Raw genomic sequence first — 22,955 nt, 5'->3', positions numbered from 1 at the left:
GTTACATCACCGTAGAGCCGTCCGGGATATTCCGGGATTTCAGACAGCCCTGTTCCTCAATAGTTACATTATTTCCGATAATGGAGTTATGATAGAGGGAGAACGATCCGCTTTTCACGTTATCTCCAAAGATTGCTCCGAATTCCGATCGGGTCACGCAACCTTCAATCTCCAGAAGACCACTTGCCGGACTTGCAGAGGTATGATCTGCAAGAGTACACCGCTCCCCAAGTACAGTATCTTTGATCAGGGAATGAGATCCAATCATGGAATCGTCCATGATCAGGGTGTTACCTATGGAGGTGAATGGTTCGATGGTGACCCGCGAGCCGATGCTTGTGTTGGGCTGTATGCAACAGTTCGGACCTATGGTGCAATCGTTTCCAATAAAAACCGGCCCGGTGATGAGGGTATTGGGACCTATTGATGTCCCCTTCCCTATCCTTACAGCCCCCTGAATGATGGTCTGCCTGCTTGCCGCCCCCTCCCGTGCGGGAGGAAGTGTGCTTAAAAGGCGACGGTTCATCTTGAGGAGATCCCATGCAAAGATTGCATCCTGCCAGTCATCAGCGGGGATTGCCCGAACCTGCTCCCCCTCATCTATCATCAGGGAGATCGCGTCAGTGATGTCATTTCCATGAATTTTGGAGAAGAATTCCTTTTTCAGGGAATAAATGCCGGTACTGACCATGAAGCTGGGGGCATGTTCGGGCTTCTCAATAATCTGGGTCACACAGCCGTCTTCCAGCATTACAACCCCGAAATTTGAAGGACTGGGATGTTCTTTTACCAGCATTGCATTGGGAATATCTTTGATATGTGCAATTGATTGGGGGTCTATGTAATTATCCCCCGGCAGGACGAGAAAATCCCCAACAATTTTTGACTCCGCACATAACAGGGCGTGTGCAGTGCCCAGCTGCTTGGTCTGAACCACTACTTCTATGGGTATATCAAGTGTATTCAAAAAACGGGTTACCTGCTCTTTTCTGTACCCGACAACGACGACAATGTCGCGTATACCATTTTTCAATAGGGCTTCAATCACATACTCGATGATCGGCCGGTTTGCTACCGGGATCATCGCTTTGGGTCGGCTCCTCGTGAGCGGGCGCACCCGTTTTCCTTCTCCTGCTGCTAAAATGACGGCCTGCATTTTTTCACCTAACGGATTGTTGCTTTGTCTCCGATACATCCCTCAATTAAGGAATTGGGTGCAAACTGTGCCCCACTGCCTATCATTGAACCGACATTGATGGAACAGTTGATGCCAAACTGGACATCATCTCCAATGACAGCCCCGAATTTTTTTCTTCGGGTATCTTTTCTGCATACTTTGATATTCTCATGGTCATGCCGGAGATTTGCGAGTTTGGTTCCTGCGCCGAAGTTACATCCGGATCCAATGACAGAATCCCCGATATAATTGAAATGGGGGATTTTTGTGCCGCTCATGATGATGGAATTTTTTATCTCAGAACAATGCCCGATATGGCAGTCATTGCCTATACTGGTAGCACCCCGGATATATGCGTGAGGTCCGATGCGACAATTTTTTCCTATGATACAGGGCCCCTCAATATACGTTCCCGATTTTATGACACTTCCTTTTCCGATATCAACAGAACCATGAAGGAATACTCCTTCTTCAACAACACCGGCATTCCTTGAATCCAGTGATTCCATCAGGGTAGTATTGGCATCAAGCATATCCCACGGATGTCCGACATCCATCCAGTAGGACAGGTTATAGGCACTCAATTTTTTTTCCGTTATTAACCCGGTTAGGGCATCGGTGAGTTCAAGTTCTCCTCGTGGAGAGGGTTGCACCTGATCGATGAGGTCGAAGATATCCTGAGAGAAAAGATATGCCCCGGCGTTGATCATGTTCGATTTAGGCTGTTTTGATTTCTCTTCAAGAGAAGTCACAATCCCACCCTCCACCAGGACCACCCCGTAATCCCCGGGATGATCGGTTGTGCTTATCCCCATACAGGGAGCGGGTTGGCTGCACAGGTTTGCAATATCGCCGGTTTTCAGGATCATATCCCCGTTCATTAAAAGAAACGGCCCTGTTACAAGATCCCGTGCTGATCGAACTGCATCAGCAGTCCCGTGCTGGTGCCGCTGAGGGGCGTAATCGATATGAATGCCCAACTCAGATCCGTCTCCAAAATATTTTCGGATCTCTCTTTCCCCATAGCCAACAACGAAAACAAAATCGGTGATACCTGCGTCACGGGCTGCAAGGACAAGATGCTCCATCATGGGACGGTTAGCGAGCGGGAGCATCACCTTCGGGCGCTTGGCCGTGAGAGGGCGCATCCGCTTCCCCTCTCCTGCGGCGAGCACGACACATTCCATACGTACAGCTCTCCTTACAACGTTTAAGCAGTTTTCCCCTGCTGTATCCTGTCACGTCCCATTGAAAGCATCTCCTTTGCTTTCCGGAGTGATTTTCCTTCGGCGGTGATGCGGATCTTGGGTTCGGTACCACTTGCCCGGATCAGGTACCAGCCATCGTCATCGGCAACACGGATACCATCTGTCGGGCTTGATGCACCGAGCAATGAGACGATCTCCCGTGCATTTTCATAACTAAATGATTCCCGCAGTATCGGATAGACCGGCATTGCGTTGAGCTCAGATGCGACATCCCATTCGGACGCAATCTCGCAGAACAATGCAGCAGCGTACGGGCCATCGGGACACAACGAGATCTTGGGGAATATCCATGCCCCCGATGGCTCCCCCCCGAAATCCCCCCATTTCAGGAGTTCTTCCGAAACATAAGAGTCCCCGACGGGGGTGCGCCTGACCTCAGCAATATCGTCGATGATCATTGAAGCATCACTTGTTGTGACAACCTTTTTTGCATCAAGATAGCGGGCAAAGAGCATGAGCAGGTGATCCCCGTCAATAAAATGCCCCTTGTTATCGAATGCCATCATCCGGTCAGCATCCCCATCATGAACGACCGCACATATGGCTTCGGTTTTTTTAACCATATCCCCCACGTAGCCGAGATGTTCTTTTAGCGGTTCAGAGAGGCGGGCAAAATGGCCGGAGGTATCACAGTTGATACAAGTTGTCTTTGCTCCTGCATCTGCAAGGAGTGATGGTGTAAGTGCGCATCCCGCACCGTTACCGCAGTCAACCACAACCGACATTCCCTGCCTGATGTTGATCATATCGAGAATTGCATTTTTATGCGGTGTGATAGCATCAAACGACTGCGCGCTTCCCTGGTGCTGCCAGTCTGCCCAATGCGGTGTTTTGAGCAGCGTCTCCATATCAGCCTGTTGTGCAAGGGTAAACGATGAACCATTGGGATTGAACAGTTTCAGACCATTGTATTCCTCGGGGTTGTGGGAGGCTGTGATCATACAGCCGGCTTTTGCTCCGCGGGTGTTGAATGCAACCGTGGGGGTGGGGACAATACCGGCAACATGTGCAGTTCCACTATTTCCCATTATACCGGACACAACCAGACGCATGAGCAAAGGGCTTGTTGTGCGGGTGTCCATGCCAACAATGCATTCTGAAGACTGCGTGGCCAGCGCAGACCCTACTTTTAATGCGGTATCGATTAGTGTCTGGTCAAATTTTCTCCGTATCCCCGATGACCCAAAAAGCATGAGAAATTATTGGGATGCTGTTAAAAAGAGTTTTACCCTTCTTTTGGATTCTGCAAATAGTTTTTTTTGCATTTGTGTTGTGGATTTTATACGCTTGTTCCGTACGGGCACCAGTGTTCGATCTGCTGGAGCCGGGCTACCCCGGCGGTTGAAGATCCGAGACAGATAACCCGTTTCGCATCTTTACATTCTGCAATCAGGTCCCCCAACTCCCTGTCGATAATGCCTTCTGCATTGATCAGGACCAGATCAGCATTATTCGTATCGGTGACAATCTCTGTATGGCGTGTGTTTTCGATTGCCGGCATACTTCCGATGCACCGCACTCGCTTTCCTTTGATCGCTATACCAAGTTCTCTCATGCAGTCTGCATGTTTCGAGGCCGGGCATGCATGAAGCACACGCGACAGGCAGAAAAAACCTGTTGCTACATTGATCATTGCACATGCGGCACTCCTTACAGATGGAGTATCCAGAGGAGCTCCAAACATGAATGAAATTTTTGTCTGGGCCCGGATCGGATCACTGGTGGTAAACTCTGCACTCCTTCCCCCAAACGATGCAATCATGCATGCACCCCAGTCGAACTGGCAGTTCACCGCATCCGGTTTCACGTCCAGAATGACCCCGACCTCTTCACACCCGCTATGTTCAAGGATCGTTTCAAGTTTGTTAACTGAGTCGATGAGAATGTCCATAATTATCCCTATTTGTTCAGGTTTTCATGAGCACAACACGAGCCGGTGATCCATCAAGCCCTTCAAGGCGCAGGGGGAGTGCAATCATCTCATAATCCCCTTCAGGTACTGCTGACAGTTCGAGGAGTTCGATGATAATACAGCCCTTCCCGAGAAGCTCCCGGTGTACCGTACCATCGCAATGATAGGATTCGATAGAGGGAGAGTCAATTCCGACACAGCAGATCCCTTTACCGGTGATAAGGTGTGCTGCGTCCAAAGACAGGGACGGATAATCCCCGATGAACTGATTTTGCCCGGAAAAAGATGTTTTGAGCAGGAGCCGGGTAATATTGTCCGTCTTTTTGTCCAGGTTTTCCGCAGTGATGGTACTTCCGGCCCTGCTCACATCCACTACCCGACATCTGCCTATCAGATTGATAAGGGGGATGGTATCAATCGTATCACCGGTTTTAAGGTAGTGCACCGGTGCATCGATATGGGTACCCGTATGGGTACTCATATGCAGGTCACTGATCAGGTATTTTCCCTCATCCCGCTGCGTGAATGATAGTTTCATATCCCCGGGGAACACCAGCGTTTCATCTGAAAGGGGTCGTGTTATGTCAATAATTTCCATGGTATCAGTTTTCCCAGCCATGTTTGCCAATAAGTGGTACAAACCTGACTCCTCCGTGGTATTCAGGAATCAGTCTGCCCCCCTGTTTTTCAAGAGTCATCATCTCCTGGATATCGCGTGCCCCTACCGGCGCTACCAGCCTTCCTCCTTCAGCCAGCTGATCCACAAGCACCCGGGGAATTTCAGGTGTTGCTGCGGTTACCATAATTCCATCATAGGGGGCATTTTGCGGATAGCCCTGCGTCCCATCGCCTTCAATGACTTCCACGTTCTGAATCCCTAATGATGTTAGGTTATTCCGGGCAAGAATCACGATTGCCGGTATCCTTTCTATGGTGGTTAACCTGTGCACAAGCCGGGACAGAACAGCTGCCTGGTACCCGCATCCCGCACCGATCTCAAGGACATTATCAGAACGTTTCGGGCGGAGCAGTTCTGTCATCAGCGCAACGATATATGGCTGAGAAATGGTCTGTCCGTTCCCGATGGGTAGCGGATTATCGTCATATGCAGACTGATCGTAGGGTGGTGGGATGAAGTGATGGCGGGGAATCTCCCGCATTGCTGCAAGTACCCGGATGTCGTGAATGCCACGGGCTTCGATCTGACGTTCCACCATCCTGTTTCGTTCTTCAGCTCGTGGATAAGGAGACATATTACCCGATTTTAGAATCCGGACTTTTCCGCTACATCAATGGAGGCGTCGATCTGCTTTTGCAGCTCTTCCGGCAGACCACTGATCTTCACATCAAGAAAACCGCGAATAATCGTCGCGGTTGCTTCATCCTCATCAAGCCCCCGGGACATGAGGTATTCAATCTCATCTTTTGCGAGTTTTCCCACTGCTGCTTCGTGCGAAAGCTCGGTACCTACAACGGATCCCTCGATCTCCGGAATTGCGTAAATAACGCCATCTTTCAGGATCAGGCCCTTACATTCAAGATGCCCACGGGTGCCGGCAGTCTTGCCGTTGATATGTCCCCGTGAAATAATGGTGCCCCCTTTGGTGATGGCGCGCGTGATCAGTTCAGCGCTTGCACCGACACCTTCGAGAATTGCACGGGACCCAAGATCCATCAGTGAACCCGGCGTAGCGATTACGATACTGCTGAAACGGGCAACCGAGTTCGCACCTTTGAGCGTTGCGGTCGGGTACATCTGTACCTTTTTCACCGGCTGCATACAGACATAGTTGGAAAGGAACACCCCGTTCTCCTCAACCACCGAAGCGCTTCTTGGGTAGACCTCGATATTTTCACTCCAGTTGTGGATCATGGTGAAGCTGATCTTTGCATTCTTTTTTACATAGAATTCAGAGATCCCGTAATGTGCACCGCCTTTCCCCACATGTGCACCGCTCGTGCAGCCGGATATGATGTGGAGTTCAGCTCCTTCTTCCGCGATAATGATATTGTGGACATGCTGGATCTGGTCTTTACCCAGGTACAGACATGCCTGGATGGGAAGGATATTGCTCGAACCCTTGTGGGCTATAATCACGTAGCCCTTGGGATCTTTTTGTGCTGCAACATATTTTGTGACGTCATCTTTATCTGGAGAGACCATCTTCCAGTTATAATCTTTAAGCCACGCGTATTTTTCGAATGCCCTGGCATACGAGAGGACTTCGATACCCTCCTGAGAGCAATCGGCATGAACAATATCCTGATCCATCTGGAGGAAGCTGCCGCACCGGTTCTTCATGCCGAGATCGATACCCGACTGGGCAAGCCGCTCCTGGTCGATCTTTGAGAGTTCCGGGGTAGTTATGCGTGACGGCATTCGAGACACTCCTTGTATCCGCGCTGTTTGATATCTTTTAATATTTCACGGGGATTTCCATGACACCTGATCTGCCCGTCGCACATCACATGACCTTTATCTGCATCAAGGTAATCGAGAATGTACCCGGTATGGGTAATGACAAGACCACTTTTTTTCCTGTTGGCGAGGTGTTTGTCTTTTTCGAGAAGCGCACCGATGGTTGTACCGATAAGGGAAATATTTTCCAGATCGACGCCACTTTCCGGCTCATCAAGCATGACAAAATCCGGGTTCTGGATCATCAGCTGCAACACTTCGCTGCGCTTGATCTCCCCCCCGGAAAATCCCTTATTAATGTCCCGTTCCAGGAATTTGTCCATATTGACTGATTTTGCCAGTTCCGGAATATTTTCCTGTTTGGTCCGGGAAATGGCGGTGAGCATTTTCCCCAGTTTTAATCCGGAAATTGTTGGTGGGCGCTGGAAGAGCATGCCAATACCACGTTTTGCCCGTTCGTTGGCGTGCATGCCCGTTACATCCTCACCATTGTAGGTGATCGTCCCTTTTGTTACCGTGTAGTTGGAAAAACCCATCAGGGTCATGAGAAGTGTTGTTTTTCCAGATCCATTGGGACCAAGCAGAACATGTGTTTCCCCATCTTCAATATGGAGATTTATGTCGTGCAAAACTTCTTTGTCCCCGATATTGACATACAAGTTTTTGACCTGCAGCATAAAACAATCGTAGAGAATATGTCGATTGCTGCATTAAACGCTTTTCACTTTACGAACAAAAGGTATTGGAATTTCGGCATCTTTTAACCTGTCTGATGGTAAATTACACACAGGATATCACGTGTCATGAGATCTGAAAAAGTTCAGGATAAGAAAGGCAAGGCAAAAGTCAGGCAGGGATCAAAGAATGCCAGGAACGGTTTTATCACCACTGAACCTGTGGAGATCCACCCGTTTGTTAACCGTATCATATGCGGCGATGCACAGGATGTTCTTACCCGCATCCCGGACCGGAGTATAGATCTCATCATCACATCCCCTCCCTACAACTTCGGGCATACCTACGCGCAGGATCCCAATGATGATACGCATGAATGGAATGAGTATTTTGAAAAGCTCCTGCTGGTATGGACAGAGTGCGAACGGGTGCTCAAGCCGGGCGGTCGCATCGCGGTAAACGTCCAGCCGCTTTTTTCAGATTATGTGCCGACCCATCACATCATCTCCCGCCAGCTTGCCCGGCTCGGGCTTCTCTGGAAAGCGGAGTTCCTCTGGGAGAAAAACAACTACAATGCAAAGTATACTGCATGGGGAAGCTGGAAATCCCCCTCGATGCCCTATATAAAATACACGTGGGAATTTATCGAAGTCTTTGACAAGGAGACCCACAAAAAGACCGGGAAACGTGAGGATATCGATATTACCGGGGATGAATTCAAGGAGTGGGTGCTCGGAAAGTGGACATTTCCCCCGGAAACACGCATGAAGGATTACGAACATCCGGCCATGTTTCCCGAAGAACTGCCCCGGAGACTGATGAAACTGTTCTCGTACAAAAACGATATCATCCTCGATCCTTTCAATGGCGCAGGCACGACAAGCCTTGTTGCACGGAAACAAGGGCGACGATTTGTCGGGATTGATGTCTCCGAACAGTATTGCGAGATGGCACTGAAACGGGTAACCGGTGTGGATATTACACCAGAGACCCCTGAGGGAAATCCATATCCCTCACTTCTCACCATAAAAAAACCGGATTAGAAAAATGAGGGGACGTCCGTCTTTCATAATGGCAGATTCTGTTGTATATATTCATAAACGCCAGACCTGTCGAAATTATGATTGAGTATATAGTTGTGGACCTGAACCGCTTTTTCATATCGGGAAAATAGTGTCCGGTATGTGCTCAGATTTGCATTATAGTCCGCGACCAGCCCGTTGTGCACGGGTACCTGTGCATTATAATTCAGGGTATTACCCGATCCTTTCATGCTCTGCATCTGTGATTCGAGCTGCGTGATCCTTTCCTGCCGTGTCTTGAGATCCGCTTCAAGACTAATTATCTGTGGTTCCAGTTCCTTTACAATCTGCTCAGACTGAATATATGCACTGTTGATAGAGCGGGTTTCCTTCCCGCCGGTATAGATCTTCGTACCGTTTCCAATGGGAATGATAACCGGGTTTGATTGCAGCGTGCGACCGCCAAGGAGTGTACTCGCAGGGACCCCGACAAAGGAGATATTTGTTGTCTCGATATAGGAATAATTACTGTTTTTATAGAGATAATCATCAGCGGCTATCCCAACTGCCATATGTTCCTCTGGTCTAAATGACATCAGAGCAATCCTGTAGCCCTCACGGGAAAGAAGTCCGGCAAGAAGCAGGCTCTTGTCATCACAATCTCCTGAACCATCAACAACTGTCTCAACCGGAAATTTCGCAGGATTATCCGCGAGCGTCTCGTACCTGAGTGACTGGACGAACGTTGTTATCAGTTCGAGGTATTGATCATCAGAAAGTCCCTTTTCTGTTTTAATCTTCCTGAACTCCTTAAGCAAGGCCTGGTAGAGATCCTCCTGTGCAGGATCGTTTATCATCGAATGGTAACTCTCTGTAACCCACGTGAATTCTGAGATATTTCCATAAATGGTAACATCCTTTACTGCGAGTTTTGCACCCTGGTACACAGCGTCGCTGACCGGTACAGTGATTGTAATCATTTCCTGTCCAAACGGATACGAATGCGTTGAAGCGATGGATCGTGAATCAGAAGATAATGGTACGATATGTGGTGAAACAACCGACGCTTGGGGGAGAAACAGCCCTCCCATATATGCTGCCAGTATGGCGATTGCAAAAATAAATAAAAAAACCAGGAAAAATATGGTATTTTTATGGGTCATGTATCTGTCCCCGTTTTATTGTGTGAGTAGTGCCGGTCATAGAATTTTTTCCAGGGAAGCGATGGAATCGATGATATGCGTTGGTTTTACTATTGCACTCTTTACTATCTCTTCACGGAATTTACCTGTTCTGACAAGGATGCTCCTCATCCCGGCATTATGAGCCCCTCCGATATCGGTGAAGATGTCGTCTCCGATCATTGCGACCTGTTCGTTTCGTAAACCCATATCGTTGAGAGCAAGATCAAAGAATGTTTTTGAGGGTTTCCCCATAACTATTGCCGTCTTGCCGGATGCAAACTCAAGTGCCTGCACAAAGGGGCCGGCTGACAGAGAGAGGCCGTCGTGTGCCATCCAGTACCGGTCTTTTTCAAGCGCAATCAGCTCCGCTCCCTCCATGAGGTGACGAAAAGCTGTATTGAGACTGTCATAGGTGACTGAATCCCCTGCATCGCCGACTATCACATAATCTTTCTTTGCACCGGCATCTTTTGCACAAACCTGTTTAAAATCCCGGTCAACATCCCCGGTGGTAAGAAGACAGCAATGTTGTTTGCCGGTTTTTTTCATATATGCAACGGCTGCCAAAGGTGGAGTGAAAATATATTCCTCGGGGATGTCAAACCCCATGACAGATAACCGGCTGGCAATGGTCTTCCGGCATTTCCGCGTTGTATTGGAGACAAACCGGAACGTGTAGTTTTCCTGCATAAGATGTTCGATAGCATCCTGTGCTCCTGCAATAGGATTATCCCCAACGTAAAGAACCCCGTCAAGATCGATGAGAAAGCCTTTGATTCCTTTCATGCATCACGACCGTCTTTTCTTTCACGCCAAAATGCCTGGTTTTTCACGGCACCACTCTCTGTAAAAATGATTGTGTTCCCGGAAAGATTAACTGTCTCATTGCAGCATCAGACCTGTTTTTACACTTTCACCCTGCACGGCCGGAAGTTTATACGTCCATTTCTGGATGTAATCCTGAAGATGGCTGCACTACAAGCATCTGCCCGGATCGGATCCCTCTGGCACCAGCGCATGCAGACGCTGAAGGAATACGAAGTTGTCCGGGATGGAAACATATTCGGGACGAGTTTTTCTAACAGTGTTGTCTTTTCATCGGAGTATGATCAGGCGCGGCAGCAGCTTGATCATCTGATCGCCGGTTACCATGATCGGCCTTTTGAAGCAGTTTTTTCCGGGGAAGAGATATCCAATGATTGCGGTACCTGCTTCTCGTTAATGAGCCCGCACTCCCTTCACCCCCCGGCATTCGATCTCGATCAGTACCGGAACTCTATTCTCGGTGATTTGACTCTCGTCCGGGGGATTGGCCGGGCAACGGAAAAACGACTCCGGGCCAGGGGTTACGAGACCCTGCATGATCTCGCTGAGCATCCTAAATACCGATCGCAAGTGCACCCGGTCATTGACTGTATGTGTCACGGGGATTCGCGTGATATCATGGAACTCATCGGTAAACGGCATGCAAAATCGCACTCCCTGGTGCTGGGTGCAGCAGGTTTGCATGAACCTGAGGATTATGTCTTTCTTGATATCGAGACCATGGGCCTGTTCTCCCGGCCGATCATTCTCTTTGGTATTGGCGTTATGGAAAACGGATCCCTGAATGTCTACCAGTACCTGCTCCGCGATATCGCGGAGGAACAGGCAGCACTCTTTGAGACAATTCGCCACTTGTCCGGAGACCGAAAAGCACTCGTGACATTTAACGGTAAAGCCTTCGATCTTCCCTACATCAATGACCGGCTCGGGTACTATGGGATGAGTACTCCTTCCAGTACCCGCATCCCGCATTTTGATGTCCTGCATTTCAGCCGCAGGCACTGGCGGGATCAGTTTCCCTCCATGCGACTCACAGCGCTGGAACGCGAGGTCCTGCATATTCATCGCGAGGATGATATCCCCGGCCAGATGGTGCCGGAATTTTATGAAACATACCTGCGGACGGGTAATTGCGGCCCTCTCGTCCCGATCGTTGAACACAACCGGCAGGATATTATCTCACTTGCCCTGTTGTTTTTCCACCTGATGGGGGAGTCCTATGGCTGTTGATGATGTCATCCGGCTTCTCACTACCAACCCGGTTTATCATCGCCGTGTCGTACACACCGAAATTATTGAACCCCGGCCCCCCTGTTACGGTTCACTCGATTCCCCTCTTTCCGATTGTATCACTTCATACCTTGATCAGAACGGCATCCGGCTTTACACGCACCAGTGTGATGCCATCAACCGCATTAACGCCGGAAAAAACGTGATTCTCACAACACCTACGGCAAGCGGCAAGACCCTGGCGTTCAATATTCCGGTTTTTTCCGCGCTTGAAGCTAACCCGGATGCCCGTGCATTGTACCTGTACCCGACAAAAGCGCTGTCAAACGACCAGCTCGCAACGCTTGAGCAGATGGCAGACTATACCGGCATTTCAGCAAAACCTGCCATCTATGACGGGGATACCCCCCAGTCGCGACGGGCGGCGATACGGGATAACTCGCGGATCATCATATCGAATCCGCATGAGATGCATCATGTCCTGTCCTGGCATATGAAATGGCGCCCGCTGTTTGCGAATCTCCGGTTTATTGTCATCGATGAGGCACACCGGTACCGGGGGGTATTCGGTTCACATATTGCGATGCTGATCCGGCGGTTGTCGCGGCTTTGCCTTCATTACGGCTCACGCCCGCAATTTATCCTGTCCACCGCAACGCTGGCGAACCCGGAGGAATTTTCCTCACGGCTGACCGGTCATCCCTTTAAGCTGGTCGATGGCAATGGTTCCCCCCACGGGAAGAAACACTTCGTCCTCTACAACCCGTTCTACGATGGTATAGGAGAACGATCCACGCACCAGGAAACAAAAGACCTCCTGGTCTCCTGCGTGAAAAACGATCTCCAGACCCTGTGTTTTACCGGTTCGCGGAAGATGGCAGAACTCGTCACCCTCTGGGCCCGGGAAGATGCACGGCGTTCGAGTGTTAAACTCGCAGATGCGATCTGTGCCTACCGGGCGGGGTATCTTCCCGAAGACCGGCGGGCTATAGAAACCCGTCTCAAAGACGGGACGATGAAGGGTGTCGTATCGACAAACGCGCTCGAGCTGGGCATTAATATCGGATCGCTCGATGCCGTGATCATCTCCGGGTACCCGGGCACCATGATGTCTACCTGGCAGCAGGCTGGCAGGGCCGGAAGGAAAGGAGATGTATCCCTTGCCCTTCTTGTTGCACAGGCAAATCCCCTTGACCAGTACTTCATGAACCACCCGGATCAGTTCTTCTCGCGTTCTAATGAACACGCGATTGTTGATACGGAGAATCCTTATATCGTATCCGGGCATCTCCTGTGCGCCGCAGCCGAGCTCCCTCTCCGTGAGGATGAAGACCGGGTATTTTTCGGGGATACATTCCCCCAGTTGCTTCCGGAACTTGCAGCCACCGATCTTGTCAGGAAGACTGCGCGTGGCTGGGTATATTCCGGGCGGGGCAGAGCTGCCGAACTGGTAAGCCTTGGGGGGATCCCCGGTGAATCATTCCGTATTATGTGTCATGGCAGGATGCTTGAGACCCTGGACCGGGCGCAGGCATACCGGGAAGCGCACAAAGGCGCGATCCTCCTCCACCAGGGTGAGATGTATCTTGTCAAGGAGATAGACCTGGAAACCCATACCGTGCGGGTGACAGAAGCCGACGTGGATTACTACACGCAGCCCTTAAAAGAGGTAGACCTTGCTGTCATAGAGACTCTCGAAACCTGTGAATTGAATGGGGTGAAATGCGCCTTTGGGATAGTAGAGGTGACCGAACAGTATACCGGTTACAAGATCAAGCGCGGGGATACCATTCTTGGTGTCGAGCCCCTCACCCTACCTCCACTCACCTTCAGTACGAAAGCATTCTGGCTCATCCCCTCTCCCGATACGGAGCAGAATATTTTGAAGGGGAATCTGGATTTCGCCGGTGGGCTGCACGGTGCCGAGCATGCCCTCATCGCCCTCATGCCCCTGCATGTGATGTGCGATCGCTGGGACATCGGCGGATTGTCATCCGTCGCATATGGAGAGAACGGGGAGCCGGTCATATTTGTGTACGATGGCTATGAAGGGGGCATCGGCCTTGCAGAGAAAGCCTACGAGATCCTGCCCGATCTGTTTGCCACTGCCCATGCACTGGTGCGGGACTGCCGGTGCGATGAAGGCTGCCCGTCCTGCATCTACTCACCCAAATGTGGGAATGACAACCAGCCTCTCGACAAGAACGCGACAACGCTTATTCTTGGAGACCTCTGCCGGGAATCTGTGATCGCTGAATCCGCCATGGATTCCACGAGCTCTGAAACCGCCTCTTCGTGAACTGGTCTTTGGGCAATCCATGGTACACATTCTTTGGAGTTCCGGGAATAACCCCCCCACAACAATTGTACCCACGCGACTCCCACCCTCCGCCGGACTTGAAAGCGCGATAGATAAGCAATACTCATGAACGCAGAAAAAAATAAGCGGATAAAAAGAATAACAGGATTTCTCCAGAGCACAAAAAACAAATTATTCTTTGATGGTAGAGCGGACAGAGAGGAATACCGGCCCCCGCACATCCACTTTCTTGTTATTGTCTGTCACTGCACGCATTGCAAACTCCTCGATCTTCAGGTTAATGTCACTGGGGAGTTTCGCCATCTTTACCTGTACCGTGGTGGACTTCCCGCACCGGGCAGCTTCTTCTATCCGGGCAGCCGCTAGTGCTGCAACTGCGCTCAGGTAGCTGATGCCGGTTGACACGCCCTCTGTCCGCACCTGTTTCCACTTCTCTACATCTGGTACACCGAGAATCGATCCCTCGTGGACGAATATTTCATTGGCGCAGGCAGGACCGCAGAGTTTTGCATTGGATTCTGGCTCTTCTACAACTACTTTCATGACCACTCCGCCAAGAGTCCCTTCCCATGCATCGAACGAGCATGGCCCGGCAGCGGCGCCATTTGCGGTGGCGACACGGAGGATCGCTGCTGCAAGCTGCTTTCCTTCCGGGGACACCGGTTCTTCCCGCACATGAACTGCACGGGCGATCTCCCTGTCCGTAATCGGCCGGGGGAAGAACTGGGGGAAACAGAGTTGCCGGACATCGTTGGAATTGTACGCGATCATCGCAAGCCGCTCTACACCTAACCCAAGGTTCATCACCGGTACCCCGATACCATACTCAGCAAGTGCCGAGGGGGAGTACATTCCGAACGTTGCAACTTCGACCCAGCCATGGACCGGGTGCTGGGCGTAGACTTCGGTCTGCGAATCCGGCATATAATACTTGGATCGTTTCTCATCCGGCTGGAACCGGAAGTCCGTGTACCCGAATGCGGAGAGGAGCGCTTCGCTAACCGCTTTACCGTCCTCTATGGTGACATCTTCGCCGGCAATGATACATGATGCCGAGTGATAGGTCATCAGCCGGGTCGGCCCTTCAGCCTGCTCGCGCCGGAAACACCGGTCAACCGAGAACATACGGATGGGGAGCGCTGTTTTTTCCCAGATAGCGCCGAGCGTCATGAACCAGCCGCTCGTCATGTGACTGCGGAGGGTGGAACGCGAGGATTCGGGGACCAGTGCCCTGAACTCCGGAAAGACCGCGTCAAGGATGTGCACAACCAGTGCATCATCCACGCCAAGCACCTTCGAGAGTTCGAAGGTAAGTTCATCGCCATCGATCTCCGATTTTTTGTATGCATGAAGGGTCTCCCTCAGGTGTTCCTCAGTCTCCTTTGTCATGGGCTGGTAATGTTCATGGTGATGGGCTTGTGCAACCGGAACCGCATCGTGGTGGACGAGCGGGCTCCGGTGGCTCATCAGGATCTCGTTGATCTCATCGAGCTGTTTCCGGGCGATCCCCACGTTCGGGCGCGGGAGTCCCCCGAGATAGAAGACCCGGTCGAGCACGGCCATTGCTTCAGGGCCGAACTGCCGGTAGATGTCCTGTTCCTCTATGATGACCGGGTTTTCGGCTTCATCAAATCCCAGCGAAAGGTAGGTCTCGCGGAGCCGGTTTATCGTGGCAAAGATCGGGTGTGCCTGAGCCCGTTTGAACGAGAGGCACGGGTAGGTTGCCGCATGTCCCGGCGGGGTTACAACAGACGGGCCTTCGTGCCATGCTTCTTCAAAATTCTCATGCGACTTTCGTTTCCATTCTTCGGGATTGAACCTCATGTTTTACGCTCCAGGCAGACCACTCTGCTCAATATATTCTCATCTTTGAACCGGTAATCGCTCGCGGCGGCAATCTGCTCTGCAAACGCCCGCACACGCTCATGCTCCGGCATATTCTCTCTAGCCAACCGGTTTCTACTGTATCCCAGATACATATATCCCTTCACTTCCACAAATGACGCGCCAGAATCCTGCAGGATCGCTGCATATTTTTCCGGTGCGAAATCATTGAGATCCTTAACAAGGGTGATCCGTACCGCGGACCGCCGTGTTCCCAGCAGGGAAAGACTCTCGTTCACGCGTTCCCAGTAATCCTCCTGCGGGCGGCATACCGCGATGTAGGTCTCCCGATCCGGTGCATCGAGTGAGACATACATCTGGTACGGGTGGCACCGACGGAGCATATCCGGGTTTGTGCCGTTACTCACGAGAAATGTCGTATAGCCCGTATCGTTAAAGAGATCAATCAGCGCAGGGAGCTGGCTGTAGAGTGTTGGCTCCCCGGAGAGCGAGATCGCGACATGTTTGGGATCCAGCGCTTCCTGCCATTTTTCGGGAGTGACCGTATTGTCAAGAACAGCATTGTATCCCGCAAGAGCCTTTTTCTGGAACTTGTGCACACCGGCAAGAATCGTTTCCGGAGAGCATTCCTCTTCCTCGGGCATCTCCTCTTCATAGGATCGCCAGCAGAAAAGGCAGCGCTGGTTGCAGCGCAGGGTGGGGGTCATCTGGACGCAGCGGTGACTGTCAATCCCGTAGAACTGGTGCTTGTAGCACATGTCGCCGCCCATGAGCGCCCGTTTGCACCACATGCAGGGCTTGAGAGCGGCACCCGAAGTCTTTGAAAAAAACTGGTATCCCTGTCTTCGCAGGGCATCACATGGTGCGGATGGCATCGATCCCAAGTGTCTCTAACGATTCTTTGAGCGTGTTCTGCGCCGCTTTCACCAGCGTGAGCCGGCGATCGCGGACTTTTCCCTCGCTTTTCAGTACCGGGTCGAAGTGGTAGAACGAGTTGAAGGTGTCGGCAAGTTCGCGGGAGTATATGGCAAGGATATGCGGACGGAGCTCCGCGATCACCCGTTCAATGACCATGGGCAGCTTTGCAATCTGTTTGGCAAGGGCAATTTCCGCCGGTGTCTCAAGATCGTAGCACTCTTCAAACGGGCCTGCCTTCTCTAAAATACTACAGGCACGGGCATGGGAGTACTGGATGTACGGTCCGCTCTGGCGTTCGAAGTCCAGTGCCTCCTTCCAGTCAAAGACCGTGCTCTTTTCTGGAGAGACTTTCACGATATCGTAGCGGACCGCTGCAAGGCCGACCGATTGTGCAATTGCCCTCCGGGCCGGTTCATCGAGTTCGGGTCTCCGTGCGGTCACTTCATCGTATGCCCGCTTGTTGATCTCGGTGATCAGGTCGTCGGCCGAGACGAACTTTCCAGCCCGGGTGCTCATCGACCCTTCCGGCAGGGATACGAACTCGAAGTGGACGATCTCCGGTACCTTCTCCCCAAGCAGTTTCATGGTGCACTGGAGCTGGGCGCCGATCAGCTTGTGGTCAGCCCCGAGCACATCGATCATCCGGTCGAAATTCGCCCCTTTCCATGCATGAAACGCAAGGTCGCGGGCTGCATAGACGGATGTGCCATCGCTGCGCCGGATCACGTACTTGTTCTCGAAGCCGAACTCCGAGAGATCGAGTGCAAGGGTCTCTTCCTGTCGTGCCTGCGGAAGTTTCCTGATCCGGTTGATGATCTTCTCGGTATAGCCATTCCGGATGAAATCGCTCTCCCAGACAAACCGGTCGTGCGCAACATTGAGGTTCTTCATCGTGACCTTGAACCCGTCTAGGCAGCGTGAGACTTCGTTCCTGAACTTCTTAACCGTGGGAGTATCGCCTTTCTCCACGAGTTGCATCAGTTCATTGACCTGCTGGGTGATTGCCGGATCTTTCTCGATCTCGCGGTTCGCGGCTATGTAGATGCGGGCAATATGGGCATCCTCTTTCTCGCCTTCCTGCTGGGTGCTGTCGAGATGGGTGAATCCCCAGACCACGATGGCGATCTGCCGCCCCATGTCATTGACATAGTACTGGACTTCGAGTCGGTAGCCGGCTTTACGGAACGCCCGTGCAAGCGTATCCCCAATGATCGAGTTCCGGATGTGTCCCACGTGGAGAGGACCATTGGGGTTGGCGCTCGTGTGTTCGAGAACCACGCGGGTTGTTTTTTTCTCAAGCGAACCGTAGCCGGGCTGGATTGCGGCTTTCACCGTCTCGCTGACATATTCCTTTCCGAAAATAAAATTGATATACGGGCCTTTTGCTTCAACCTGTGTTCCCGCGAGATCAGGATGTTTTGCCAGCTCGGCCACAAGGTCCTGTGCGATCTTGACCGGCGCCTGTTTCTTCTGCTTTGCCAGTGCGAATGCAATAGTCGTGGCAAGATCGGCATGCTCCCCGCCTTCGGCCAGCAGCACATCTTCCATACCGGTACTCTCCCTGAGCACGCGCTCCAGTATCGTTCGTTTCTCCAGTAACATCAGCATCCCGTCCTGTAGCGCAGTATTGCCGCAATTCCGCCAAATGCGGTGAAGAGGATCGCCCCCTCTTCAAAATCATCGGAGATGAGCTCGACTTTGGCACTGCTCAGTTCAGCGAGTTTGGTCAGTTCATCGATGATATCGATCTCCTCATCGAGAATGAGCGGTGCAGTGCATTTCGGACAAGAACCGAGCGGGATATCCCCGACCGTTTTTCCTGCATCGATGTGAACCGTCTTCTCATCAGTGAAATCGCAGTTCTGGCATTTTATCCGGAGCCGGGATTTACGGAGGTTTGCCGAGAGGAGCAGGGTGTCGACCGCCCCGATTTCAAGATTTTTCCGGATACTCTCTTCCCCGTAGGCAGCATTGCTGGTATCCTTGACAAGCTCTTTGAGGAACTTGTCCATGAGCGCTTTTTCCTTGACTACGGTCATGCCCTTGAGCGCGTCCTTTGCCGCATCCACCAGTTCGGAAAGTCCGTCTTCGTTGGTATATGCTACATCAAAGATCCCGATGATCCGCTTCTGGATCTCGTGGTGGAGAAAGTTGCCTGCTTCAAACTCCTCTTTTGTCGGGCTGGGGCCCCCGATCAGCAAACCTTTGAACCGCTCGAAGAAATCTTTCTCTGCAAGGAATATGGCACTGGACCGCTCCCCTATTCTGGTATAGAACTCGGCAATCGCAATCTCCCTGAGACGCCCGAACCGGGCAGCGGACTGGCCGCCTTTGCGCGTCTTTCCCGGGACTGTTGAGGTTGTACCGCCAACGGGTTCGATCCGGTTGCCGCGCAAAAAGCCCCAATACGCTTCCCGACGGTCAAGGACGAGGAGCCCGTAGATGGACTTCTCTTCGAGCATCTGCTTGAGCGGCTCGAGCTCGAAGTTCGAGCTGCAGCGATACATGTAGAGGTTAAGAGGTTCAGGGGGCTCAACGATCGTGCACTGGAGATCCGTACGATCCCCATAGGTTTTGACGGTACCACAGAAGATCGCAAGGCCATGCAGGGGTGGGCGCTTGTAGTACTTGAGCCGGGAGAGGATGGAGGAGATAGCACTCTGGACATTGGTTTTGGTCTGTTTGCTCTTGATGTTGGCACACTGGCCAAACTCATCCTTGAGCTGGTTGGTAACATCGTAGATCTGCTTGTCAGGGGGGATATAAATCGTGATAAGTTCCGTCCCGTCTCCCTGCTGTAACTCGAGCTTTTCGAGCGCCTTTTTGAACTCGTAACGCTTTCGCGCGTCGTCCATTTCCCGTTCTTCTGCCATTGCCGGTCTCAAACCTCTCTGGAGCTATTACTTATTCACTCTCGTGTGCCATAAATTTGCGCCCAGTGCATAATGATCTGCGCATCGACATCGCTGTTGATGCCATGATCACCGGAAAATTCGATGAAGGTTTTGGGCTCCAGTGCCGATTCAAAGAACTGTTTTCCGCTGGCAAACGGGATGATCGGGTCGCCTGACGTGTGGAAGATCCAGACCGGGCGCGGGGCGATTTTTGTCAAATAGGTGCTTGGCTCTACTGATGTGGCGAACCGAACGGGATCTCCTGTGTAGCCCTGGTGTTTCACGGAGTCCAGCAATCCCCAATCGGATGTCGAGATTCCCACGTACCCGGCGAATTGGGGATCAACACCGGCAGCGACTGCTGCATACCGTCCCCCATTGCTTGACCCCATTACATAGACCGGGACTGAGAACCGGTCGGATACAATCTTCTGCGCGCTTACCAGATCGCATATCGTAAGATAATATTGTGGCCAGTCCCCGTTTTGAAACCGGCTGAAATCCAGCTCGACCATCTGCGGGCTGAAGGGGATGCCAGGGGTTTCTGCACCATTGCCCCGGATATCGGTAAACATGAACGCATAACCGGCTGCTGCATACCGAATCATCCGCTCTTCATGTCCGGTGATCTTTTCACCCGCTCCGGGAACGTACACGATTACCGCCTTCGGGTTTTTAGGTGCAGCGAGATATGTGACCACATCGCCGCTCTGCGTGTGCAGGACAATCCGGGTTTTGGTATAGGTTTCATTGGAGAAGAGCACATTTTCACTTGTTGTCACTGGAGCGCAGGTAACGGAAAGAATGCCGTTGTTGTCCACTGAGTACGCAGGTTTTGTCCCTGTGCCCGGTGTACCTGCACATCCGGCACACACAAGGAGCAGGATAATGATAATTCCCATTGTCAGGTATGAACGCATGATCAGCACCCAAAACAGCGGTGGATCAGGCAGATCGTCTTTGCATCAATGATCGTGCCCTCACGGATCATTGTCGGCAGATCCCGAATGGCAACATCCACCACCTCAATCACTTCGTCTTCATCTTTCCCGTACTCCTGTGAGGGGGAGAGGTTCCGGGCTTCGAACAGGAAGATCTTCTCATCGGTATATCCAGGTGTCGTGTAAATGAACCCCTTCTCCTGCATCGACTGCGCTGCAAAACCCGTCTCTTCGATCAGTTCGCGGTGTGCAGTCTGTAACGGATCTTCACCCAGTTCCATTGTTCCTGCCGGTGCTTCGAGTATGTACTGGTCTATGGCATACCGGTATTGTTTTACCAGTTTGCACCGGTCGCCATCCAGGGGAAGAATCACGACGGCGTTGCTCGGGTGGACGATCACTTTTTCCCGTTCAATCCCGTTCGGGAGCCGGATCATACGACTCTCTATCCAGAGGCGCCTGCCGCGAAATATTTCCATTTATTCCTCGTAGGGAATCGGGTCTTGTCTTCCGATTGCAGCAAATGCTTCCTTCCGGAAATGGCAGGACCCGCAGGTACCGCAGGCCCTATCTTCATTCCGGTAACAGGACCACGTATACTCGTACGGGACCCCGAGTTTCATACCCATGTGCAGGATGTCTGTCTTAGTCATACGGATGAAGGGAGTCTTTAGGGTGATCGTGGTTGTGTCCTTTGTACCAAGATCGATCACGCGCTGGAATGCCTCGATAAACTGTGGGCGGCAGTCCGGGTATCCGCTGTAATCGAGTGACTGGACCCCGATGAAGATCGCATCTGCGCCTTTCGCCTCGGCAAAACTGGTTGCAATGGAGAGCAGGTTGGCATTCCGGAACGGCACATACGTATTGGGAACATGTGCCCGTGCCGCATCAAATTCCTCGACGGCAATTTTTTTATCGGTGAGGCTGCTCTCCCCGAACTGCGAAAAATAGCCGACATTGACCGCAATGAATTCTTTTGCATCGAGCAGGGAGGCTATCTTCTGTGCGCAGGCAAGTTCTTTGGATTCCGTCCGCTGCCCGTAGTTCAGGTGCAGGGCGCAGATATCATATCCTTCGCTCTTTGCCAGGTATGCGAGCGTGGACGAGTCCATGCCGCCGGAAAGTAAACATACTGCTTTCATTTCACACCAATGATCTTGTGCAGCTGCAGCTGGAACCTGACGGGCAGGTTGTTGGCCAGTATAAATTGTGCAATCGTTGCATAATCGCTGCCCGCAACGGGAGAGAAGAAAACTTCTCCTGCAATCCGGTGCGACTCCAGGATCTGCTGTGCATACCGGCAATCCGTTTCATCCTTGATGACAAACTTCACGCTGTCCTGCGGGCGGATGGTATCGAGCAGGGAGAGATCGCTCTGCTCTCCGGATGACGGGCACTTCACGTCCATGCAGATCGAGGCGTACGGCTGCAGCCGGGTAAATGCATATGTCCCGTTCGTTTCAATGTCTACCAGCGCGCCCCGCTTGTGCAGGGATGCGAGCAGCGGTTCGAGCGAATCCGCCTGCATGAGCGGTTCACCCCCGGTGATACAGACATACGGCGGATTAATGCGCCAGACCTGTTCCAGAATTGCGTCGAGACTCATCTCCTTTCCTCCGGAACGGGAGTATTCCGTATCGCACCAGTGGCAGTTCAGGTTGCAGCCGGCAAGCCGGATAAAGAGGCAGGATTTCCCCTGGTTTTTCCCCTCCCCCTGAAGGCTCCTGAAGATTTCCGTGACCTTCATTCAGGTGAGCTCGGCGCAGGCGGTGGGGGATTCCCAGACCCGTATCTTAGTTACTGTTGCCTTTATTCCCCGATCCCGGCAGACGGCAGAGAGATCGTCTCGAATAATGACAGCCATCAGTTCGCTGGTCGGTTCCCCAGGTGTGGTGATAACCGGGTGGAACTCCTCAATGCGGGATACCATCGGGTCTTCGCGGTTCAGGATGATCTGGTGATCGTACTTGTTAATGACCTCTTTGATCAGGCTGTAATCGATCAGGATTTGCGTTGCCGGGTCCGGCTCCCCCTCCATCCAGACCTCAACTTTCCACCGGTGCCCGTGGAGGTTGGCGCACTTCCCCTTGTAATGGAGCAGACGGTGGCTGGTATCGATCTGCACCTCTTTATAGATCCCGACTTTCATCGCATATCATTGGCCTTACAGGATATAATATTATTATGAGTGGGGGATAATAGTATAAGACAGGCAGGTGGAGTGCCACAATTTATAAATCGGACCCCCGCGATTGTATATATCTCAGTGTGGGTTATCGATAACCACAAAAACAACTAAAATGAGGTTATTTAATGGGACAG

22 protein-coding genes are annotated in these 22,955 nt (G+C 51.8%); 3 read left to right on the top strand and 19 right to left on the bottom strand.

The window, feature by feature from the left end; translation table 11 throughout:
• Position 1: 1 nt before the first annotated feature.
• The 8 genes from glmU (WC593_14855) to WC593_14820 all read right to left on the bottom strand — a co-directional run bounded on the left by glmU (WC593_14855) (position 2) and on the right by WC593_14820 (position 7,453).
• Positions 2 to 1,156, bottom strand: a complete 1,155-nt coding sequence (gene glmU, locus WC593_14855; protein ID MFA4826429.1) for a bifunctional sugar-1-phosphate nucleotidylyltransferase/acetyltransferase — start codon at positions 1,154 to 1,156, stop codon at positions 2 to 4.
• 8 nt (positions 1,157 to 1,164) lie between these two features.
• A complete protein-coding gene (gene glmU / locus WC593_14850; protein ID MFA4826428.1) occupies positions 1,165 to 2,364 on the bottom strand; it encodes a bifunctional sugar-1-phosphate nucleotidylyltransferase/acetyltransferase in 1,200 nt (399 codons plus the stop codon).
• A gap of 23 nt (positions 2,365 to 2,387) precedes the next feature.
• Positions 2,388 to 3,638 carry a phosphopentomutase/phosphoglucosamine mutase gene (locus tag WC593_14845; GenBank protein MFA4826427.1) on the bottom strand — a complete coding sequence of 417 codons (1,251 nt, stop codon included), beginning with the start codon at positions 3,636 to 3,638 and terminating at the stop codon, positions 2,388 to 2,390.
• An 86-nt stretch (positions 3,639 to 3,724) separates the two neighbouring features.
• Positions 3,725 to 4,336: a hypothetical protein gene (locus WC593_14840; GenBank protein ID MFA4826426.1), complete on the bottom strand. Its 612-nt coding sequence runs from the start codon at positions 4,334 to 4,336 to the stop codon at positions 3,725 to 3,727.
• 16 nt (positions 4,337 to 4,352) lie between these two features.
• Positions 4,353 to 4,955 carry a cyclase family protein gene (locus tag WC593_14835; GenBank protein MFA4826425.1) on the bottom strand — a complete coding sequence of 201 codons (603 nt, stop codon included), beginning with the start codon at positions 4,953 to 4,955 and terminating at the stop codon, positions 4,353 to 4,355.
• Positions 4,956 to 4,959: 4 nt separating this feature from the next.
• Entirely contained in the window at positions 4,960 to 5,574 is a 615-nt protein-coding gene (locus WC593_14830; protein MFA4826424.1) for a protein-L-isoaspartate(D-aspartate) O-methyltransferase, read from the bottom strand.
• Positions 5,575 to 5,621: 47 nt separating this feature from the next.
• Positions 5,622 to 6,737 carry a SufD family Fe-S cluster assembly protein gene (locus WC593_14825; GenBank protein MFA4826423.1) on the bottom strand — a complete coding sequence of 372 codons (1,116 nt, stop codon included), beginning with the start codon at positions 6,735 to 6,737 and terminating at the stop codon, positions 5,622 to 5,624.
• The gene (locus WC593_14820) at positions 6,722 to 7,453 is read right to left on the bottom strand and encodes an ABC transporter ATP-binding protein (protein ID MFA4826422.1); all 732 of its coding nucleotides are present in this window, start codon (positions 7,451 to 7,453) and stop codon (positions 6,722 to 6,724) included. The genes WC593_14825 and WC593_14820 overlap by 16 nt, the downstream gene beginning before the upstream one ends.
• A gap of 126 nt (positions 7,454 to 7,579) precedes the next feature.
• Here WC593_14820 and WC593_14815 point away from each other — a divergent pair, with 126 nt between their 5' ends.
• Entirely contained in the window at positions 7,580 to 8,494 is a 915-nt protein-coding gene (locus WC593_14815) for a site-specific DNA-methyltransferase (GenBank protein MFA4826421.1), read from the top strand.
• Positions 8,495 to 8,517: 23 nt separating this feature from the next.
• Here WC593_14815 and WC593_14810 read toward each other — a convergent pair whose 3' ends face one another.
• Both WC593_14810 and WC593_14805 read right to left on the bottom strand, forming a co-directional pair.
• On the bottom strand, positions 8,518 to 9,453 hold the full coding sequence (locus WC593_14810; GenBank protein ID MFA4826420.1) for a hypothetical protein: 936 nt from the start codon (positions 9,451 to 9,453) through the stop codon (positions 8,518 to 8,520).
• A gap of 219 nt (positions 9,454 to 9,672) precedes the next feature.
• Positions 9,673 to 10,443: a TIGR01458 family HAD-type hydrolase gene (locus WC593_14805; GenBank protein MFA4826419.1), complete on the bottom strand. Its 771-nt coding sequence runs from the start codon at positions 10,441 to 10,443 to the stop codon at positions 9,673 to 9,675.
• A gap of 180 nt (positions 10,444 to 10,623) precedes the next feature.
• Between WC593_14805 and WC593_14800 the strand changes: the two genes are divergently transcribed.
• The gene (locus tag WC593_14800) at positions 10,624 to 11,712 is read left to right on the top strand and encodes a ribonuclease H-like domain-containing protein (GenBank protein MFA4826418.1); all 1,089 of its coding nucleotides are present in this window, start codon (positions 10,624 to 10,626) and stop codon (positions 11,710 to 11,712) included.
• A complete protein-coding gene (locus WC593_14795) occupies positions 11,702 to 14,011 on the top strand; it encodes a DEAD/DEAH box helicase (protein MFA4826417.1) in 2,310 nt (769 codons plus the stop codon). Before WC593_14800 ends, WC593_14795 begins: the two co-directional genes overlap by 11 nt.
• A gap of 192 nt (positions 14,012 to 14,203) precedes the next feature.
• Here the strand turns inward: WC593_14795 and sepS are convergent, their stop codons facing one another.
• Genes sepS through WC593_14750 form a run of 9 tightly spaced genes read right to left on the bottom strand, consistent with a single transcriptional unit; the run spans position 14,204 to position 22,782 of the window.
• Entirely contained in the window at positions 14,204 to 15,856 is a 1,653-nt protein-coding gene (sepS, locus tag WC593_14790; GenBank protein ID MFA4826416.1) for an O-phosphoserine--tRNA ligase, read from the bottom strand.
• Complete coding sequence (twy1, locus tag WC593_14785) at positions 15,853 to 16,752, bottom strand: 4-demethylwyosine synthase TYW1 (protein ID MFA4826415.1); 900 nt, start codon at positions 16,750 to 16,752, stop codon at positions 15,853 to 15,855. The genes sepS and twy1 overlap by 4 nt, the downstream gene beginning before the upstream one ends.
• Positions 16,733 to 18,397 (bottom strand): arginine--tRNA ligase, encoded by a 1,665-nt coding sequence (gene argS, locus WC593_14780; protein MFA4826414.1) that lies wholly within the window; start codon positions 18,395 to 18,397, stop codon positions 16,733 to 16,735. The genes twy1 and argS overlap by 20 nt, the downstream gene beginning before the upstream one ends.
• Positions 18,397 to 19,668, bottom strand: a complete 1,272-nt coding sequence (prf1, locus tag WC593_14775) for a peptide chain release factor aRF-1 (protein ID MFA4826413.1) — start codon at positions 19,666 to 19,668, stop codon at positions 18,397 to 18,399. Before prf1 ends, argS begins: the two co-directional genes overlap by 1 nt.
• Positions 19,669 to 19,703: 35 nt before the next feature.
• Positions 19,704 to 20,609, bottom strand: coding sequence for an alpha/beta hydrolase (locus tag WC593_14770; protein MFA4826412.1), 906 nt, complete (start codon positions 20,607 to 20,609; stop codon positions 19,704 to 19,706).
• A 2-nt stretch (positions 20,610 to 20,611) separates the two neighbouring features.
• Positions 20,612 to 21,109: an NUDIX hydrolase gene (locus WC593_14765; GenBank protein MFA4826411.1), complete on the bottom strand. Its 498-nt coding sequence runs from the start codon at positions 21,107 to 21,109 to the stop codon at positions 20,612 to 20,614.
• A complete protein-coding gene (gene queC, locus WC593_14760; GenBank protein ID MFA4826410.1) occupies positions 21,110 to 21,775 on the bottom strand; it encodes a 7-cyano-7-deazaguanine synthase QueC in 666 nt (221 codons plus the stop codon). It abuts the gene before it with no gap.
• Positions 21,772 to 22,380, bottom strand: a complete 609-nt coding sequence (locus tag WC593_14755; protein ID MFA4826409.1) for a radical SAM protein — start codon at positions 22,378 to 22,380, stop codon at positions 21,772 to 21,774. The genes queC and WC593_14755 overlap by 4 nt, the downstream gene beginning before the upstream one ends.
• Positions 22,381 to 22,782: a 6-carboxytetrahydropterin synthase gene (locus tag WC593_14750; protein ID MFA4826408.1), complete on the bottom strand. Its 402-nt coding sequence runs from the start codon at positions 22,780 to 22,782 to the stop codon at positions 22,381 to 22,383.
• Between the last annotated feature and the right edge of the window lie 173 nt (positions 22,783 to 22,955).

This window comes from Methanoregula sp., from assembly GCA_041645435.1.
In the GTDB taxonomy this organism is placed as follows: domain Archaea; phylum Halobacteriota; class Methanomicrobia; order Methanomicrobiales; family Methanospirillaceae; genus Methanoregula.
The sequence above is the reverse complement of the archived record's forward strand: the minus strand, read 5'-3'. Positions and strand labels throughout refer to the sequence as shown.

Coding starts and splice junctions, on each gene's coding strand:
- WC593_14810 (MFA4826420.1), bottom strand. CDS start 9,453: ATGATTACAATCACTGTACCGGTCAGCGACGCTGTGTACCAGGGTGCA.
- argS (MFA4826414.1), bottom strand. CDS start 18,397: ATGTTACTGGAGAAACGAACGATACTGGAGCGCGTGCTCAGGGAGAGT.
- WC593_14795 (MFA4826417.1), top strand. CDS start 11,702: ATGGCTGTTGATGATGTCATCCGGCTTCTCACTACCAACCCGGTTTAT.
- WC593_14830 (MFA4826424.1), bottom strand. CDS start 5,574: ATGGTGGAACGTCAGATCGAAGCCCGTGGCATTCACGACATCCGGGTA.
- WC593_14755 (MFA4826409.1), bottom strand. CDS start 22,380: ATGAAGGTCACGGAAATCTTCAGGAGCCTTCAGGGGGAGGGGAAAAAC.
- WC593_14835 (MFA4826425.1), bottom strand. CDS start 4,955: ATGGAAATTATTGACATAACACGACCCCTTTCAGATGAAACGCTGGTG.
- prf1 (MFA4826413.1), bottom strand. CDS start 19,668: ATGGCAGAAGAACGGGAAATGGACGACGCGCGAAAGCGTTACGAGTTC.
- WC593_14815 (MFA4826421.1), top strand. CDS start 7,580: ATGAGATCTGAAAAAGTTCAGGATAAGAAAGGCAAGGCAAAAGTCAGG.
- WC593_14845 (MFA4826427.1), bottom strand. CDS start 3,638: ATGCTTTTTGGGTCATCGGGGATACGGAGAAAATTTGACCAGACACTA.
- WC593_14765 (MFA4826411.1), bottom strand. CDS start 21,109: ATGGAAATATTTCGCGGCAGGCGCCTCTGGATAGAGAGTCGTATGATC.
- sepS (MFA4826416.1), bottom strand. CDS start 15,856: ATGAGGTTCAATCCCGAAGAATGGAAACGAAAGTCGCATGAGAATTTT.
- glmU (MFA4826428.1), bottom strand. CDS start 2,364: ATGGAATGTGTCGTGCTCGCCGCAGGAGAGGGGAAGCGGATGCGCCCT.
- WC593_14840 (MFA4826426.1), bottom strand. CDS start 4,336: ATGGACATTCTCATCGACTCAGTTAACAAACTTGAAACGATCCTTGAA.
- glmU (MFA4826429.1), bottom strand. CDS start 1,156: ATGCAGGCCGTCATTTTAGCAGCAGGAGAAGGAAAACGGGTGCGCCCG.
- WC593_14825 (MFA4826423.1), bottom strand. CDS start 6,737: ATGCCGTCACGCATAACTACCCCGGAACTCTCAAAGATCGACCAGGAG.
- WC593_14750 (MFA4826408.1), bottom strand. CDS start 22,782: ATGAAAGTCGGGATCTATAAAGAGGTGCAGATCGATACCAGCCACCGT.
- WC593_14805 (MFA4826419.1), bottom strand. CDS start 10,443: ATGAAAGGAATCAAAGGCTTTCTCATCGATCTTGACGGGGTTCTTTAC.
- queC (MFA4826410.1), bottom strand. CDS start 21,775: ATGAAAGCAGTATGTTTACTTTCCGGCGGCATGGACTCGTCCACGCTC.
- WC593_14800 (MFA4826418.1), top strand. CDS start 10,624: ATGGCTGCACTACAAGCATCTGCCCGGATCGGATCCCTCTGGCACCAG.
- WC593_14820 (MFA4826422.1), bottom strand. CDS start 7,453: ATGCTGCAGGTCAAAAACTTGTATGTCAATATCGGGGACAAAGAAGTT.
- twy1 (MFA4826415.1), bottom strand. CDS start 16,752: ATGCCATCCGCACCATGTGATGCCCTGCGAAGACAGGGATACCAGTTT.
- WC593_14770 (MFA4826412.1), bottom strand. CDS start 20,609: ATGCGTTCATACCTGACAATGGGAATTATCATTATCCTGCTCCTTGTG.